Below are 17,252 nucleotides of genomic sequence, written 5' to 3' on the forward strand. Positions count from 1 at the left end.
GCATCTAGACGTTCGTTTTACACGAACGTCTGCATGCCGGGTACGCTGCTTTCATGGGACATCGTGAGGATCTGCTCGAAGGTGCCAAGCGCTGCCTGCTGGAGAAGGGGTACGCCCGGACGACGGCGCGCGACATCGTGGCCGCCTCCGGGACGAACCTCGCCTCCATCGGCTACCACTACGGCTCCAAGGAAGCCCTGCTCAACCTCGCCTTCCTCAAGGTGACCGAGGAGTGGGGCGATGCGCTCACCGAGCAGCCGGACGAGGCGGTGGGCGGCGACGCCGACGGCGCGCCCCGGGCGCCGCTGGACCAGTTCCGCGACACCTGGGAACGGGTGATCGACAGTTATGAGCAGACCCGGTCCGTCTGGCAGCTCCAGATGGAGGTCGTCTCCCGGATCGACCAGGACCCGGAGTTGCAGAAGGCCCTCGCGGGCCCGCAGCGCGAGGGTCGTGACGGGCTCGCCGAGAACATGCTCGGCATCGATCCGGAGGCGGACCCGGAGAAGGCGCGGGTGGCCGGGCTGTTCTGCCAGGCCCTGCTCGCGGGCGTGATGGTGCAGTGGCTGATGGACAGCGAATCCGCACCGTCCGCACAGGACCTGACGGACGGTCTGAAGGCGGTGCTGGAGGGACGGGCGGGCCAGTAGAGCCGGGTCGCGCGATGGGGCGGCGGTCGCGGGTGTCGCGGAAGCGGACGCCGTGACCCGGCCTCGGTGACGGTACCTCATGGGGCTTGCACGGGGCCGAAGTTGGGCCCTGAGACCCATGACGCGCGCGGGGGCCCGACCCTAGGGTGAGTGACTGTCATGGCACTCACTGACGCCGGGGGGCGGCTCGCGTATGTCTGTTATGGGCGGCATACCGGTTCCTGAAGGCCCGGCGCGGGGGAGTGCGGGGCGGCGGGAGCTCCCGCGCCCGCTCAACACGGTGCGAGTGCTGCTCCTCGTGCTGTTCGGCGCGACCGTCCTGGGCGCGCTCGGCCTCTTCGGTTCGGCGCTCGCGGTGGACGCGCTGGGCGCCGAAGTCATCGGCATCCTGCTGTACGCCGCCGCGCCGGGCATCCTCGGCCTGCTGCTGGCGCGACACGTACGGACCGGCGGCAAGCGGGTCTGGTGGGGACTGGTCGCCGTCCAGGTGTGGCTGGTCCTCGGCGGTGTGGCCAACATCGGGGACGGGTCGGCACACGGCTTCCCCCAACTGCTGCTGCCGGTCCTGATCCTGGTCTTCCTCACCCGGCAGCAGAGCCGGGCGTGGTTCCTGCTGCCGCCGGGGGAACGGGGCGAGCGGCCGAAGTTCTCGCTTCCGCACATGATCACCTGGCGCCGGGACCGGGGGCAGACGGCCCTGGAGTACCTGGGCCTGGTGCTCATCGTGGTCGCGCTGATCGCGGCCATGGCACTGAGCGGCGTCGGCGGCCGGATCACCGCGGAGCTCCAGTCGGCGATCTGCTCGCTGAGCGGCTACTCGTGCCCCGCCTCCGGCGACGGCACGGGCCGGGTCGAGGCGGGCGGCGGCCAGGGCGGCGGCGCCACGGGCGGCGAAGCCGCCGGGGGAAGCACCGCGGGCGCGGACGGCGGCACGACGGTCACCGGCGGTACCGGCTCGACGGGCGGTACGAACGGCGGTACGAACGGCAGCAGCGGTGGCGGCGACGCGAGCGACGGGGGCACGGCCGGGGGCTCCTCCGGCGGTACGAGCGTGAGCGGCGGCACCGGGGGGCCCGACGACGGCCGTCCGGGCAGCGGGGTCGACACCTACCCCGAGAACGGCGAGGAACCCGAGGCCGACTACGACGTACCCGCGTCCGACAAGGACGACAACGGGAACGACCAGGGCGGCGGCGACAGGGCAGGGAAGGAGGACTGCGGCGGCTGGGGCTTCTTCGGCTGCGCCTGGGACCGCACGGCCCAGGTCGTCAAGGGGCTCGCGGTCGACGGGGTCTGGGGCGACGTCACCGGGATCATCGACCTGTTCAAGCCCGAGACGTGGTCCGGCATCGCGGACTACGGCAAGCAACTCGGCAACCAGTGGATGCAGGACTCCAAGGATGCCGGCGACAAGTGGGGCAACGGCGACTACCTCGGTGCGATCCGGGACTGGGGCAAGGCGTCGGTCAACACCGTCGTGAAGATCGGCGACGACGTCTTCGTCGGCGACGACGTCCGTGACCGCTGGAACAACGGAGAGAAGACCCGGGCCGTCACCGACGTGGTCTGGAACATCGGCTCCTTCTTCATCCCCGGCTACGACGTGGCGAAGGTCGTCGGCAAGGTCGGCGGACTCGGCAAGCTGGGCAAGGTCGCCGAGAAGGTGGCGGAGGCCGCCGAAGACGCGGGGGCCGCGGCCCGCCGCGCCCGCAAGGCCGCCGAACTCGGAGACCTCGACGGAGTCCGCAAGGCGGCCAAGGAGGCCGACGACGCCGCGGACGCCGCGGAGGACGCGGCGCGCCGGACCGGCTGCGTCATCGCTTCGGGGCCGCCCCTGGTGCGTTACGGCGGCAGAACCACGGGCGTCGGCGGCTCCGGCACCGGAGTGCTGGCCTCCGGTCCCGCCGGCCGGGTCGTCCTCGCGGACGGCGGGTGCGACGAGGCGGCCAAGGCCAAGGCTGCTCAGGCGCGCGCCCAGGAACGGGCGGCGCACCTGGAGCAGAAACGCCTGGAGGAGCCGGAGCGCGCCCGCAAGGCCGAACTGGAGAAGAAGAAGTACCCGGAGCCGAAGCGCAACGACACCTCCGACCCCCGCAACTACAACCCGCCGTCCTGGGGCAAGGACCTCAAGGACCACAAGCTCGGCGACGCGGACCTGGGCGACGGCTACTGGGCCGGCCGCGACCGCAACCCCGCACCCAACTGGAAGAACGAGTCCTGGCTGCGGTACCAGGAGCAGATCACCGGCACCAACCGGGGCCAGGAGTACGTCGTACCGCACCCCAGGGAGGGCAAGCCGGCCGTGGAGTACGACGGCTGGGATTCGAGCAGGCAGACCTTCCTGGAGGCCAAGAACGGCTACCGCAGCTATCTCTCCCAGACCGAACAGGGCGCGCTCACCAAGTCCGGCAAGGACAAGTTCATCGCCGAGGCGCAGGCCCAGGTGGAGGCGGCCGGCGGCCGGGCGGTGGAGTGGCACTTCTCCGACCCGGACGTGGCCAAGGCCGCCCGCCAGGCGTTCCGCGACGAGCAGCTGCCGATCAAGGTCGTCTACAGCAAGCCGAAGCCGAACGACAGCACCAGGAAACCGGGTGCCTTCGACGAGTAGCCTGCACGCAGCGGCGCCCGGCGGTGCCGGGGCACGCGAGCCCGGCGTGATCCGGACGAGAGGCCAAGGGGCCTGTCCGACCCCGATCGGCCGGGCAGGCCGCAGGCGCCACGCCCGACGGACGAAGCTCGACGGAGGAAAGTGCATGCGACGTGTAGTGCGGGGCTTCTGGGGCCCCCGTCCGGAGCCGGCCGAAGCGCTCGCCGGACGCTGGAAGCGGACGCTGGACGGGCTCACGGAACTGCTCCCCGAAGCGGCGTCGGCGAACGGCGCGGCCGGCTCCGGACCCTGGCGGCACGTCCACGGCTCCGGACCCGGGGACGCATTGCCGGCGGACGAGGGGGCGTTGCTCGGCGCCCTGCGCGTGATGCAGGCGGCCGAGGGCTGGTCCGACCTCACGGGCACCGCGCTGCGGCTGGCCCGCACGGGGGCGCCCGGCTGGCAGGCGGAGATCAGCGGACTGGGCGGGGGCGCCCCGGAGTTCCTGCTCCAGTCGTTCGTGGTGACGCTCCACGCGCCGGACGGGGCCGAGGTTCCGGAGGCCGAACTCCTCGCCGTCCTCGCCCGGGAGTGGGAGCCGGACTTCGGTGACGTGAGCGACGACGACGTGCTCGACGCGCTGGAGGACGACGCCGGGTTCTCCATCGGCGATCCCGTCGTGGGCCGGGTCGGATACCTCTCCCCGGGCCGGGCGGCCCTCGTTCCGGACAGCCTGAAGGCGGCCCGCGAGGAACTGCCCGGCGGCGGCGTGCTCCTGCACATCGCGGGCCCCGGCGCGAGCGCGGAGGTGGTGACGGCCTACGAGCGGCTCCGCGAGGCCGGGGCGCTCGATCCCCTGCCCCGCCCGATGGACCGGGCCGTCCTGTGACCTCCCGCGCCGGGGAGACCTTCGCCGTGGCCCGCGCGCTGGCGGACATCGAGGAGCTGCTGGCCGGCCCCGTACCGGCGACCGGGCCCGCCGCGACCGAGGGGGATCCGGAGACGGGGGAGTGGACCGCGACCGGCGGCGAGGGCTTCCGCGTCGCCCCGCTCTGGGAGGGCGACCCGCTGACCGGGGTGTACGCCCCCGAGTGGAACGACGCCGAGGACGCGGCCGAGGCCCATCTCGCCGCTCTCGTCGGGGAACTGGACCGCCGATGGGGCCCGCACCGTGCGGTGCCGCTGCACGTGCCGCTGCTGCGCCGGCAGGAGGGCGCCCCCGTCGAGCCCCTGTTCGACGCGCTGTTCGATGAGGATCTCTACGGTGATCTGTCCGTCTGGGGCCCGGTCGGCGGCACGGACCGCTGGGTGGGCGTGAGCGTGGGGCACAGCGACGGCGACGCGCCGCTGGTGCTGGCGGCCCTGGTCAGCACCCGGCCGGTCACCGCCCCGGACGAGCGCTGAAGGCCGCCCCGACGGCGTCGACGCGCAGTCAGAGGCGGGCGCCCTTGAGCGCCATGTGCAGCAGCAGCCGGTCCTCGCCGTCGTTGAGATCGAGGCCGGTGAGCTGCTGGACCCGGGAGAGCCGGTAGTAGAGCGTCTGGCGGTGGATGCCGAGCGCCGCGGCCGTCCGGGACGCCTGGCCCGCACAGTCGAGGAACACCTCGGCGGTGCGGGCCAGATCCTTGTGCGGCGGGGTGAGCAGGGCGCGCACCGCCGCGTCCGCGGCCGCCTCGGCGGGGAGTGCGGTCAGCAGCCGGTACGGGCCGATCGCCGACCACTCGGCGACTGGGCCGAAACGGGCCTCGGCCGCCGCGGCGCGGGCCGCGGCCGACGCCTGGTGCCAGGCCGCCGCCAGCTCCGCCAGACCCCGGCGGGGCAACGCGACCCCGGCCGTGGAGCCCCGGCCCGCCGCGGCACGCAGCCGGTCCGCAGCGGTCAGCGCAGGGTCGAGGACATCCGTGGAGCGCAGCCGGACCAGCGCCGCGAGCGAGGCGGCCCTACCGGCCCCCGGGGCCGGTACCGAGGTCAGCGCCGCGGTCGAGGGCACCGTACGGACCGACGGCGGATCGTCGGTCCACGGGGTCACGCACACCAGCGTGTGCAGCCCTTCCGCGTCCCGGCCCAGGGCCTCGCGCAGCGCGGCCACCGCCATGTCGCGCTGCCAGCCCCGCGCGGCGGTGAGGACCGCGCCGAACTCCCGGGACAGGTCCGCGCCGGCCCGCGCCTCGTCGGAGAGCAGCCCCCCGATCCGGGCCGCCACCTCCATCGCCGCGTTCAGTTGCTCGCCGGTCGGCCCGGGGTCCGCGTCGAGCAGCCACACGTAACCGAGCACGACACCCCGGTGGCGTACGGGCAGACAGATCCGGCCCCGGAACACCCCGGCCTCCGGGGCGGCCGGAATGCGGACCGGGCCGGTGGCGCGGGCGATGCCGAAGCCCTCGAACCAGGCGCGGACCGCGGGGGTGGAGCGCCTGGTCAGGATCGAGCGGGTGCGGACCGGGTCCATCGCCATGTCGTCGTCGCTGTCGTGGGCGCCGAAGGCGACCAGGCCGAAATCCCGGTTCTCCAGCGTCGCGGGGGCGCCGAGCAGCCCGGAGATCTCGTCGACCAGCTCCTGGTAATCGCCCTTCACCCGGCCATTCTCGCACCGCTTCAGACATATGTCTGAGAACCCGGGAACGGATGCGTGACAGCTGTCGATGGCCCACGATCGGAGGGATCCTTAGATTTCACGGTGGTTCTCCGTGCTGTACCGCTTTGTTCCCCCTCGCCGGTACGGCCTTCGTTCGTACTTTCCGTGGAGGTGCCCCGTGCTGGGTCCCGTGATTCTCGCCGCGTCCCGCAGCGACAGGATGCGCCGTTTCGTCTCGGCGGCACCTGGCACCAAGCAGGTCGTCGACCGCTTCATCGCCGGTGAGACCGTCGACCAGGTCGTCCCGGTCATCGAGGACGCCGCCGACAAGGGCCTCGAAGTCACCCTCGACGTGGTGGGCGAGGACATCACCACCCCCGAGCAGGCCGCCGCCGCCCGCGACGCCTACCTCGAACTGGTCGACCGCCTCAAGGACCTCGGCCTGGGCACCAAGGCCGAGATGTCCATCAAGCTCTCCATGTTCGGCCAGTCGCTGGACATCGAAGGGGGCGAGCCGGAAGGGCTCTCGGCCAAGGGCAGTGGCGGGTGGCGGGCGGGACACGAGCTGGCCCTCGCCAATGTCCGCCCGGTCGTCGAGGCCGCCGCCGCGATCGGCACCACGGTCACGCTGGACGCCGAGGACCACACCACCCTCGACTCGATGTTCGCCATCCACGAGGAGCTGCGGAAGGACTTCCCGCAGACCGGCTGTGTGATCCAGGCGTACCTGTTCCGCACCGAGGACGACGCCCGCCGCCTGGCCGCCGCCGGCAGCCGCGTCCGCATCGTGAAGGGCGCGTACAAGGAGCCCGCCTCCGTCGCGTACCAGGACAAGGCCGAGATCGACAAGGCGTACGTCCGTATCCTGAAGACGCTGATGGAGGGCGAGGGCTACCCGATGATCGGGTCGCACGACCCGCGCCTGATCGCCATCGCCCAGGAACTGGCCCGCAAGGCGGGGCGCAAGCTGGACGAGTACGAGTTCCAGATGCTGTACGGCATCCGCAGCGACGAGCACATCCGGCTCGCGGCCGAGGGCCACCGGATGCGCGTCTACACCGCGTACGGCACGGACTGGTACGGCTACTTCATGCGCCGTCTCGCGGAGAAGCCGGCGAACCTGCTGTTCTTCGGCCGCTCCATCCTCACCAAGGGCTGAGCCCCCCTCCACCTCTCTACCCAAGGAGCAACGGAAACCATGGACGCTGTCACCCAGGTCCCCGCGCCGGTCAACGAGCCGGTCCACTCCTACGCCCCGGGCTCCCCGGAGCGCGCCCGCCTGGAGGCGAAGCTCAAGGAGCTCAGCCAGAACCCGATCGACCTTCCGATGACCATCGGCGGCGAGAAGCGGATGGGCGGCGGCGAGCGCTTCGACGTCGTACAGCCGCACAACCACAAGGCCGTCATCGGTACGTTCGCGCACGCAACTCAGCAGGACGCGCAGGACGCGATCGACGCCGCGCTCGCCGCCGCCCCGGCCTGGCGCGCGATGTCCTTCGACGACCGTGCCGCGATCATCCTGCGCGCCGCCGAGCTGCTGTCCGGCCCGTGGCGCGAGACGCTGGCCGCCTCGACGATGCTCGGCCAGTCGAAGACCGCCCAGCAGGCCGAGATCGACACCCCCTGTGAGCTCGTCGACTTCTGGCGCTTCAACGTGCACTACGCGCGCCAGATCCTGGCCGAGCAGCCCCCGGCCAACTCGCCGGGCGTGTGGAACCGCATGGACCACCGTCCGCTGGAGGGCTTCGTCTACGCGATCACGCCGTTCAACTTCACGGCCATCGCGGGCAACCTGCCCACCGCCCCCGCCCTCATGGGCAACGTCGTGGTGTGGAAGCCGTCCCCGACGCAGACCCACTCCGCCGTGCTGCTCATGCAGCTCCTGGAAGAGGCCGGTCTGCCCAAGGGCGTCATCAACCTGGTGACGGGCCACGGCATCCCCGTCTCCGAGGTGGCCCTGAACCACCGCGACCTGGCCGGTATCCACTTCACCGGCTCGACCCCCACCTTCCAGCACCTGTGGAAGACGGTCGGCAACAACATCGCCAACTACCGCGCCTACCCGCGGCTCGTCGGCGAGACCGGCGGCAAGGACTTCGTCGTCGCCCACCCGTCGGCCGACCACGCCATCCTGAAGACCGCGCTGACCCGTGGCTCCTTCGAGTTCCAGGGCCAGAAGTGCTCGGCGTCCTCCCGCGCGTACATCCCGGCCTCCATCTGGAACTCCGGTTTCAAGGAGAAGTTCGCGGCCGAGGTCGACTCCATCACCATGGGTGACGTCACCGACCTGTCGAACTTCATCGGTGCCGTCATCGACGAGCGCTCGTTCGCCAAGAACAAGGCCGCGATCGACCGCGCCAAGTCGGACCCGTCCTGCACGATCATCGCGGGCGGCACGTACGACGACTCGGTGGGCTACTTCGTCCGCCCGACCGTCATCGAGTGCACCGACCCGGCCAACGAGGTCTTCACGACCGAGTACTTCGGCCCGATCCTCGCCGTGCACGTCTACGAGGACGACGCGTACGACGCGATGCTGGAGCAGATGGAGTCGGCCTCCGACTACGCGCTGACCGGTTCCGTCATCGCGGGCGACCGCGCCGCGGCCGCGTACACGATGGAGAAGCTGCGGTACGCCGCGGGCAACTTCTACATCAACGACAAGTCGACCGGTGCCGTCGTCGGCCAGCAGCCCTTCGGCGGTGGCCGTGCCTCGGGTACGAACGACAAGGCGGGCGCTCCGCAGAACCTCCAGCGCTGGACCCTGACCCGGGCCATCAAGGAGACGCTGGTCCCGCCGACCGAGTACACCTACCCCCACCAGGGCTGACCCCCTCCGGGGCGCCGCACACCCCCCGGCGCCCCACCACGAATTCCGCCTCCCGCCCGGTTCCCCCGCCGGCCGGGAGGCGGTTTCCATTTACAACCTCGCCCACGATTGTCAGCGGCGTCGCGGTGTCCGGGACCTCCGCCTCCGGCGTTGTCGTCAGTCGCCGACGCTCCGCGTCGACTCCCTCCTCCGCCTTGGATTCGAAGGCCCCGGACACCGCTCCTCTCCCCCTGCCCGGCGGTTCCCGCAGACGTACCCCCGGACTGCGGCGGGAAGAGGTCGCCCAGCTCACCGGCGCTTCCGTGGACCACTACACGCGCCTGGAGCAGAGCCGCGGTTCGCGCCCCTCGCGCCAGATGCTGTCCGCGCCGGCAAGGGCGCTGCGGCTGGGCTGAGCGAGGACGAACGCGACCACCTCTTCCACCTGGCGGGGGAGGAACCGCGGCGCGGCCGGCTCGGACCCACGCAGCACGTGCGTCCCGGGCTGCTGATGGTCCTCGACCGGCTGCACGACGCGCCCGCCCAGGTCTTCAGCGACCGGGGGGAGGTGCTCGCGCAGAACGCCATGGCCGTTGCGCTGGTCGGTGAGGCGGGGCCGGGCCACAACATCGTCCGGGCCTGGTTCACCGACCCGGCCGGGCGCACGCTGTTCCCGCCCGAGGACCACGAGACGCACTCCCGCAGCGAGGCGTACGAGCGGCTGCGGGTGGTGGGGGCGCAGGATTTCGGGCAGCGCGTGTGACGGCCGACCGCGCCGACGGACCCGGCCGGCCCTGTCACCACCTCTGAGCAGGCACGATCGCTCGCCGGCCCGGGCTCGGGACCGGGAACCGGGGGTGGGCAGTCGTAAACCTCCGTCTCAGATAGTAGGAAGTCCGAGTAATTGTGGAGACAGACCGGCCGAGCTGTCCTAACTTTGTAGAAGCCGAACGTCTCGCTAGATCCAGCGACTGGCGGTCGTGAGTGCGCGCCCCCGTGCAGGCAACCCCTGCGGCGCCCGCTCCCCGCCCCTTCAGGCACCTCGAAATCCCGATCTCGAAATCACTTTCACGGTTTTTCGATCTCGAAATCCTCGCGATCTCAAGGAGTCGATCCACCATGGCCGAGACGACTGTCCGCCGCGTCCGTCACACCCACCGCCCGACCGAGTCGGAGCGCCGCAATGCCGCCGCCGCCCTGCAGCGGGCCCTCGACCGCAGGGACAACGGCGGCTCCACGGGCCACTGAGGCCGGCCGCTGAGGCCGGCCACTGAGACCGGTCACCCAGGCCGGCTGCCCGGTCGGTGATCAGCCGCGGCTGATCACGAAGTGGTCGATGCGCTCGCCCGACTCGGCGAGTGCGGTGACCTTCATCCGGGCATGCCGTCCGGGTTCCACCTCCACCGCCAGGAACGAGAGGCCGGTGTAACGGACCCGGGACCACTCCACGGTCCCGGTCGCCCTTCCGCCGGTCCTGACCACGTGGTACGTGTCCACGCTGTCCCGGTCCTCGACGTGTCCCTCGTACGTGTCCGGCGCCGGGAGTCACCATGTGTCCGCATGGTGGACGTGGCGTGTCATGGGGTGGGACGCGCAGTAAGGTGCGGGCATGTCTCGCAGCATCAATCTCGCAGTGATCCCCGGTGACGGTATCGGCCAGGAGGTCGTGGCCCAGGGCCTCAAGGTCCTCAACGCTGTTCTCCCGCAGGATGTGAAGCTGGAGACCAAGGAGTACGACCTCGGCGCCCGGCGCTGGCACCGTACCGGTGAAACCCTCCCGGACGAGGAGCTGGCGGCCCTCAAGGGTCACGACGCCATCCTGCTCGGCGCGATCGGCGACCCCTCCGTGCCGTCCGGCGTCCTGGAGCGCGGGCTCCTGCTGAAGCTGCGGTTCGCCTTCGACCACTTCATCAACCTGCGGCCGTCGAAGCTGTTCCCGAACACCGCGACGCCGCTGGCCGGCCGCCCGGACATCGACTTCGTCGTCGTCCGCGAGGGAACCGAGGGCCCGTACACCGGCAACGGCGGTTCGCTGCGCACCGGCACGCCGGCCGAGGTCGCCACCGAGGTCAGCGTCAACACCGCCTACGGTGTCGAGCGCGTCGTCCGTGACGCCTTCGAGCGGGCCAACGCCCGCCCCCGCAAGAAGCTGACGCTCGTTCACAAGAACAACGTCCTCGTGTACGCGGGCCACCTGTGGAAGAACACCTTCGACAAGGTCGCGACCGAGTACCCCGAGGTCACCACCGACTATCTGCACGTCGACGCCGCGACGATCTTCTTCGTCACCCAGCCGGAGCGCTTCGACGTCATCGTCACCGACAACCTCTTCGGTGACATCCTCACCGATCTCGCCGCTGCCGTGACCGGCGGCATCGGCCTGGCCGCGTCCGGCAACATCAACCCGACGGGCAACTTCCCGTCGATGTTCGAGCCGGTCCACGGCTCTGCCCCCGACATCGCGGGACAGGGCAAGGCCGACCCGACCGCCACGATCCTCTCCGTCGCCCTCCTGCTGCGCCACCTCGGCTACGAGGCCCAGGCCGCGCGCATCGAGGACGCCGTCTCCGCCGACCTCGCGGAGCGCGACGGAGTGACGACCCGTACGACCGACCAGATCGGCGACGCGCTCGCGGTACGTGTAGCGAGCTGACCCGACGACTCCAACTTTTGAAGCCGCCGGGTCGCAACCGCACCCGGCGGCTTCTCCTATTCGGTCCCGGGTGCGACCATCGACCACTGGACCGCATTCGCGTCATTTCGTGCAGGGCCAACCCGGAGCGATAATCGAACGGGGCCGTCGCTCGCGGTGAAGCTCGGACGTCCTAGCACCTGTCTGACAGGAGCGACGTGAGCGCGGTCCAACACACACAACCGGTGAAGGACACGCACACATGACGACGCCCACGATCGAGCTCAAGCCCTCCTCGAACCCGCTGTCCGACGCGGAGCGCGAGGCGATCCTGGTCAAGCCCGGGTTCGGCCGCTACTTCACCGATCACATGGTGACGATCCGGTGGACCGAGGGCCGCGGCTGGCACGACGGCCAGCTCGTCCCCTACGGCCCGCTCTCCCTCGACCCCGCGACCACCGTCCTGCACTACGCGCAGGAGATCTTCGAGGGCCTCAAGGCCTACCGCCAGCCCGACGGCAGCGTCGCCACGTTCCGCCCCGAGGCGAACGCCAAGCGCTTCCAGGCCTCGGCGCACCGGCTGGCCATGCCGGAACTGCCCGTCGAGACGTTCATCGAGGCGTGCGACGCGCTGGTCCAGCAGGACAAGGCATGGGTTCCGGCGCACGGCGGCGAGGAGTCGCTCTACCTGCGTCCGTTCATGGTCGCCACCGAGGTCGGCCTCGGCGTGAAGCCCGCCAACGAGTACCTCTTCATCGTCATCGCCTCGCCCGCCGGTGCCTACTTCCCCGGTGGCGTCAAGCCGGTCTCCATCTGGCTGTCCGAGAACCGCGTCCGCGCCGTCCCCGGCGGCATGGGCGACGCCAAGACCGGCGGCAACTACGCCGCCTCCCTCCTCGCCCAGGCCGAGGCCGCCGAGCAGGGCTGCGACCAGGTCGCCTACCTCGACGCGGTCGAGCACAAGTGGGTCGAGGAGCTCGGCGGGATGAACCTGTACTTCGTGTACGGGAACAAGATCATCACCCCGGCCCTGACCGGCTCCCTGCTCGCCGGTGTCACCCGTGACTCGCTGCTCAAGGTCGCCCGCGACCTCGGCTACGAGTCCGAGGAGGACCGCGTCTCCATCGACCAGTGGCGCGCCGACACCGAGAACGGCAGCCTCACCGAGGTCTTCGCCTGCGGCACCGCCGCCGTCATCACCCCCATCGGCATCGTGAAGTCCGCGGGCGGCGAGTGGACCCAGAGCGACGGCGCGCCCGGCGAGGTCACGGGGAAGCTGCGTGAGCGCCTGCTGGACATCCAGCGCGGCGTCGCCGAGGACACCCACGGCTGGATGCACCAGCTGGGCTAGTCAGCCCCTGTACGGCCCAGGCCCCCGTCCCGACCGCGCGCAGCGACTGGGACGGGGGCGCGGTGCGTTCCGCTACCGGCTGCGCGTCGGAGCGCCCCGGTTCTTTGCGCCGGGCGGAGAGGAGACTCGAACGGGCGAGCAGCGGTCCTTCGTAGACCGTGATGGAGACCGCCGCGAGGCCGACCGCCGCGCCCAGGACACCGTGGCGCTGATGTTCCAGCCCGCCGATCAGCGTCCCGATGACGATCGAGGTCACCGAGGGCCACAGCCCGAGCCCGAAGGACGGCGGTAGCCGGCCGAAGACGATGACGCCCAGGCAGAGATTGGCGCTGAGAAGGACCGACACGAGGTCGCGCGGCCCACCGGTGCGCTCCTCGTCCGGGATGGTGTCGACTCCGCGTTGTTCCATCGCATGAGGCCGCCCCTGACGCTCGATTATTTGAGTGCCGCTCAATCTGGCGTAGAAAGGAAGGCCGTCAACACGTTCCAGTCATGGGAAGTTCTGATTAGAGTGGTGTTCTAATCTGGAGGTATGGTGACGTGCAACTGACCCCGACCGAGCGTGACCGGCTGCTGCTCTTCGGAGCTGCCGAACTGGCGCGGGCGCGCCGGGCGCGCGGGCTGAAGCTCAACGTGCCCGAAGCGACCGCGCTCATTGCGGACACCGTGTGCGAAGCGGCGCGCGACGGACGGCGTCTCGCGGAGGCCATCGAGGCCGCGCGCAGTGTGCTGGGACCCGGCGACGTCCTGCCCGGTGTGGCGGATGTGGTCACCGAGGTCCATGTGGAGGCCGTCTTCGACGATGGATCCCGGCTGGCCGTCGTGTCCGAGCCCATCGGCCACGGCGCCGGAGTCCGGCTGGGGGACAGCGCGCCCGGCGCCGTACTGCCCGCACCGGCGCACGCCGAGCCCGAACCCGCTCTGCGGCTGGCCGTGCGCAACACCGCGACCGTCCCGGTCAGCGTCACCTCGCATTTCCACTTCTTCGAGGCCAACCCGCGACTCCACTTCGACCGGGCCGCGGCATACGGCATGCGGCTGTGCGTTCCCGCCGGGTCGTCGGTCCGTTTCGACCCGGGCGGTGAGGCCGAGGTCGGCCTGTTGCCGATCGGCGGTGCTCGCATCGCGATCGGTTTCGCGGGCCTGGTCGACGGCCCGCTGGACGCGCCCGGCGCGAAGGACGAGGCCCTGCGACGTGCGGCGGCCTGTGGCTATCTGGGAGCGGAGGACGCCTGATGGACCCCTACGAATACGCATCGGTCCACGGACCGCGCGCCGGGGACCGGATCGTCCTCGGCGACTCCGGCCTGGTGGTGCGCGTCGAGTCGGACGCGCAGCAGCACGGCGACGAGTTCCTGGCCGGATTCGGAAAGACCGCGCGCGACGGGCTGCACCTCAAGGCCGCGGCCGTACGCGACACCTGTGACCTCGTCATCAGCAATGTGCTGGTCATCGACGCGGTCCAGGGCATCCGGAAGGTCTCCATCGGCATCCGCGAAGGTCGGATCTGCTCGATCGGACGGGCCGGGAACCCGGACACGCTCGACGGCGTGGACGTCGTCGTCGGTACGGGCACCTCGATCGTCTCCGGCGAAGGCATGATCGCGACGGCCGGCGCCGTCGACACCCATGTCCATCTGCTCTCGCCGCGCATCATGGAGGCCTCGCTCGCCGCCGGCGTCACCACCGTCATCGGCCAGGAGTTCGGCCCGGTGTGGGGTGTCGGGGTCAATTCGCCGTGGGCGCTGCGCCACTCCTTCAACGCCTTCGACGCCTGGCCGGTCAACATCGGCTTCCTGGCGCGCGGTTCCTCCTCCGACGCCGCGCCCCTGGTGGAGGCGCTCGCCGAGGGAGGCGCGTCCGGCTTCAAGGTGCACGAGGACATGGGCGCGCACACCCGCGCACTCGACACTGCCCTGCGGGTCGCCGAGGAGCACGACGTACAGGTCGCCCTGCACAGTGACGGGCTGAACGAATGCCTGTCCGTCGAGGACACCCTGCGTGTCCTGGACGGCCGGACGATCCACGCCTTCCACATCGAGGGCTGCGGCGGCGGACACGTACCGAACGTGCTCAAGATGGCGGGCGTCCCGAACGTCATCGGCTCCTCCACCAACCCGACCCTGCCGTTCGGCCGGGACGCGGTGGCCGAGCACTACGGGATGATCGTCTCCGTACACGACCTCAAGACCGACCTGCCCGGTGACGCCGCCATGGCACGGGACCGGATCAGGGCCGGGACGATGGGTGCGGAGGACGTGCTGCACGACCTCGGCGCGATCGGTATCACCTCGTCCGACGCACAGGGGATGGGGCGCGCGGGCGAGACCGTACGCCGTACCTTCGCCATGGCCGGGAAGATGAAGGCCGAGCTGGGCCCGATGGAGGGCGACGGCCCGCACGACGACAACGCCCGGGTGCTGCGCTACGTGGCGAAGCTGACGATCAACCCGGCCATCGCGCATGGTCTGGCGCACGAGATCGGCTCGATCGAGGTGGGCAAGCTCGCCGACATCGTGCTGTGGAAGCCGCAGTTCTTCGGGGCCAAGCCGCAACTCGTGCTCAAGTCGGGCTTCCCGGCGTGGGGCGTGACGGGCGACCCCAACGCCGCGACCGACACCTGTGAACCGCTTGTCCTGGGACCGCTGTTCGGGGGGCACGGCGCGACCCCCGCGGACATCTCGGTCGCCTTCGTGGCGAAGGCGGCGACCGAGCTGGGCTCCGACCTGATACCGACGCGACGCCGCCGGGTGGCCGTACGCGGTACTCGTGGGATCGGGCCGGCGGACCTGCGCCTCAACTCCCGTATCGGCGAGGTGGCAGTGGACGGGCACAGCGGCCTGGTCACGCTGGACGGTGCCCCGATGCGCTCCGAGCCCGCCGACTCGATTTCTCTCAACCGCCTCTACTTCCTGTAAAAAACACAGCCTTTAGGAGTCCGACGACATGACGTTCCGTATGCCGCCCGAGTGGGCCCCGCACGAGCGCACCTGGATGGCCTGGCCGGGCCCCAACGTCACCTTCTCCGGCGACGACCTCGCCGAGTCCCGCCAGGCATGGGCCGCGGTGGCCCGGGCCGTACGCCGCTTCGAGCCGGTCACCATGGTCGTCGGGCCCGGCCAGGCGGAGGACGCCCGTGGCCTCCTCGGCCCGGACATCGAGCTGGTCGAGCGCGAGCTGGACGACGCCTGGATGCGTGACATCGGCCCGACCTTCGTCACCGACGGCACCCGGCTGGCCGCCGTGGACTGGGTGTTCAACGGCTGGGGCGCACAGGACTGGGCCACCTGGGATCACGACGCGAAGATCGCTCGCCATGTCGCGGACCTCGCCGGGGTCCCCGTGCACAGCTCACCCCTCGTCAACGAGGGCGGCGGCATTCACGTCGACGGTGAAGGCACCGTCCTGCTCACCGAGACCGTGCAGCTCGGCCCCGAGCGCAACCCGGACTGGACCAAGGAGCGGGTCGAGGCCGAGATCCACGCCAAGCTCGGCACCACGAAGGCGATCTGGCTGCGGCGCGGCCTCACGGGCGACTACCCGCCGCACGGCTTCGGCACCCTCGGTCATGTCGACATCGTCGCCGCCTTCGCCGGACCCGGTGTGGTCGTCGTCCACACCCAGCCGGACCCGTCCCACCCGGACCACGAGCTCTGCAAGGAGAACGTGCGGATGCTCAGGGCCCGGACGGACGCGCAGGGTCGCCCCTTGGAGGTCATCGAGGTCCCGGCCCCGACCGTCGTGCAGGACGAGGAGGGTCAGTGGGTCGACTACTCGTACATCAACCACTACGTCTGCAACGGCGGCGTGGTGCTGTGCGCCTTCGACGATCCCCGTGACGAGAACGCCGCGGGCATCTTCCGTCGCCTCTACCCCGGCCGCGCGGTCACGCTGGTCGACGCCCGCACGATCTTCGCGGGCGGGGGCGGTATCCACTGCATCACTCAGCAGCAGCCTGCTGTAGGCGGCTGAGCGGCGGATCCGGTAGAACGTACAGGTGAACGAGATGCTCTGCGCGGCGGCCGCAGCATGACCCCGCCCTCCGCCCGGCGGCGCAATACGGCGCCGCCCCGTGAGTCCCTGCTCGCCGCCGCCATGGCCACCATCGCCGAGCGCGGGCTCGACGGGCTGACCATGGCGGGGCTCGGGCGCGAGGTCGGGATGAGCAGCGGGCACCTTCTGTACTACTTCCGGACCAAGGACGAGCTCCTGCTGCAGACCCTGGAGTGGAGCGAGGGGCGCCTCGGCGCCGAGCGCAGCGCCCTGCTCTCCCAGCAGGCTCCCGCCGCCGAGCGGCTCGACCACTATGTGGATCTGTACGTCCCCGAAGGACCGCGCGACCCCCATTGGGCGCTCTGGCTGGAGGTCTGGAACCGCTCGCAGAACGCCGACGCCGACGCCCGCGGTCGGCAGGCCGCCATTGAGGGGGCCTGGCACCGGGACTTGGTGGCGCTGCTCGCCGAGGGCGTTTCGCGGGGGGAATTCCGCGCCGTGGACCCCGACCGGTTCGCCACCCGATTGCGCGCCCTGCTCGACGGCTTCAGCGTCCATGTCGCCGTCGGTATACCGGGTACCGGCCGTGAGCAAGTCCTCTCCCACGTAAGGGAGTTCCTTCAGGGCTCGCTGCTTCCCTGAACGCAACGCACGT

At 70.9% G+C, this 17,252-nt stretch carries 15 protein-coding genes and 2 pseudogenes; 14 read left to right on the forward strand and 3 right to left on the reverse strand.

Translation table 11 applies throughout. The annotated features are described in order from the left end of the window. Positions 1–53 precede the first annotated feature (53 nt). The 4 genes from OG936_RS25320 (at position 54) to OG936_RS25335 (ending at position 4,641) form a co-directional block, all read left to right on the forward strand. A complete protein-coding gene (locus OG936_RS25320; protein ID WP_406497678.1) occupies positions 54–650 on the forward strand; it encodes a TetR/AcrR family transcriptional regulator in 597 nt (198 codons plus the stop codon). Positions 651–843: 193 nt separating this feature from the next. Further along, positions 844–3,258: a Tox-REase-5 domain-containing protein gene (locus OG936_RS25325; RefSeq protein WP_406497680.1), complete on the forward strand. Its 2,415-nt coding sequence runs from the start codon at positions 844–846 to the stop codon at positions 3,256–3,258. Between the two features lie 145 nt (positions 3,259–3,403). Then, the gene (locus OG936_RS25330) at positions 3,404–4,126 is read left to right on the forward strand and encodes a hypothetical protein (protein ID WP_406497682.1); all 723 of its coding nucleotides are present in this window, start codon (positions 3,404–3,406) and stop codon (positions 4,124–4,126) included. Further along, positions 4,123–4,641, forward strand: a complete 519-nt coding sequence (locus OG936_RS25335; protein WP_406497684.1) for a hypothetical protein — start codon at positions 4,123–4,125, stop codon at positions 4,639–4,641. Before OG936_RS25330 ends, OG936_RS25335 begins: the two co-directional genes overlap by 4 nt. 28 nt (positions 4,642–4,669) lie before the next feature. Here OG936_RS25335 and OG936_RS25340 read toward each other — a convergent pair whose 3' ends face one another. After that, positions 4,670–5,812, reverse strand: a complete 1,143-nt coding sequence (locus OG936_RS25340; protein WP_406497686.1) for a PucR family transcriptional regulator — start codon at positions 5,810–5,812, stop codon at positions 4,670–4,672. 178 nt (positions 5,813–5,990) lie between these two features. On the opposite strand from OG936_RS25340, the gene OG936_RS25345 reads away from it, so the two are divergent. The 4 genes and pseudogenes from OG936_RS25345 to OG936_RS25360 all read left to right on the forward strand — a co-directional run bounded on the left by OG936_RS25345 (position 5,991) and on the right by OG936_RS25360 (position 9,869). Further along, the gene (locus OG936_RS25345; protein WP_406497688.1) at positions 5,991–6,971 is read left to right on the forward strand and encodes a proline dehydrogenase family protein; all 981 of its coding nucleotides are present in this window, start codon (positions 5,991–5,993) and stop codon (positions 6,969–6,971) included. A 39-nt stretch (positions 6,972–7,010) separates the two neighbouring features. After that, positions 7,011–8,642, forward strand: coding sequence for an L-glutamate gamma-semialdehyde dehydrogenase (gene pruA, locus OG936_RS25350; protein WP_266748789.1), 1,632 nt, complete (start codon positions 7,011–7,013; stop codon positions 8,640–8,642). Between the two features lie 194 nt (positions 8,643–8,836). Further along, positions 8,837–9,360, forward strand: a pseudogene (locus OG936_RS25355) (helix-turn-helix domain-containing protein); the annotation flags it as partial. A gap of 380 nt (positions 9,361–9,740) precedes the next feature. Further along, a complete protein-coding gene (locus OG936_RS25360) occupies positions 9,741–9,869 on the forward strand; it encodes a hypothetical protein (protein ID WP_266748797.1) in 129 nt (42 codons plus the stop codon). Positions 9,870–9,929: 60 nt separating this feature from the next. Here OG936_RS25360 and OG936_RS25365 read toward each other — a convergent pair. Beyond that, positions 9,930–10,163: pseudogene (locus tag OG936_RS25365) on the reverse strand (phosphoesterase); the annotation flags it as partial. A gap of 67 nt (positions 10,164–10,230) precedes the next feature. Here OG936_RS25365 and OG936_RS25370 point away from each other — a divergent pair. Both OG936_RS25370 and OG936_RS25375 read left to right on the forward strand, forming a co-directional pair. After that, the gene (locus OG936_RS25370; RefSeq protein WP_406497690.1) at positions 10,231–11,274 is read left to right on the forward strand and encodes a 3-isopropylmalate dehydrogenase; all 1,044 of its coding nucleotides are present in this window, start codon (positions 10,231–10,233) and stop codon (positions 11,272–11,274) included. 241 nt (positions 11,275–11,515) lie between these two features. Next, complete coding sequence (locus tag OG936_RS25375; protein ID WP_406497691.1) at positions 11,516–12,604, forward strand: branched-chain amino acid aminotransferase; 1,089 nt, start codon at positions 11,516–11,518, stop codon at positions 12,602–12,604. Here the strand turns inward: OG936_RS25375 and OG936_RS25380 are convergent. Then, positions 12,519–13,013 carry a cytosine permease gene (locus OG936_RS25380; RefSeq protein ID WP_406497692.1) on the reverse strand — a complete coding sequence of 165 codons (495 nt, stop codon included), beginning with the start codon at positions 13,011–13,013 and terminating at the stop codon, positions 12,519–12,521. The genes OG936_RS25375 and OG936_RS25380 overlap by 86 nt on opposite strands. Before the next feature lie 131 nt (positions 13,014–13,144). Here OG936_RS25380 and ureA point away from each other — a divergent pair, with 131 nt between their 5' ends. From ureA to OG936_RS25400, 4 genes are read left to right on the forward strand one after another with little or no spacing between them, the layout of a single operon-like run. After that, complete coding sequence (ureA, locus tag OG936_RS25385) at positions 13,145–13,840, forward strand: urease subunit gamma (RefSeq protein ID WP_406497694.1); 696 nt, start codon at positions 13,145–13,147, stop codon at positions 13,838–13,840. Further along, positions 13,840–15,522, forward strand: a complete 1,683-nt coding sequence (locus OG936_RS25390) for an urease subunit alpha (protein ID WP_406497696.1) — start codon at positions 13,840–13,842, stop codon at positions 15,520–15,522. Before ureA ends, OG936_RS25390 begins: the two co-directional genes overlap by 1 nt. A 28-nt stretch (positions 15,523–15,550) precedes the next feature. Then, entirely contained in the window at positions 15,551–16,576 is a 1,026-nt protein-coding gene (locus OG936_RS25395; RefSeq protein WP_406497698.1) for an agmatine/peptidylarginine deiminase, read from the forward strand. Between the two features lie 57 nt (positions 16,577–16,633). Then, the gene (locus tag OG936_RS25400; RefSeq protein ID WP_406497699.1) at positions 16,634–17,239 is read left to right on the forward strand and encodes a TetR/AcrR family transcriptional regulator; all 606 of its coding nucleotides are present in this window, start codon (positions 16,634–16,636) and stop codon (positions 17,237–17,239) included. Positions 17,240–17,252 lie beyond the last annotated feature (13 nt).

The organism is Streptomyces sp. NBC_00846, assembly GCF_045207325.1.
Taxonomy (GTDB): domain Bacteria; phylum Actinomycetota; class Actinomycetes; order Streptomycetales; family Streptomycetaceae; genus Streptomyces.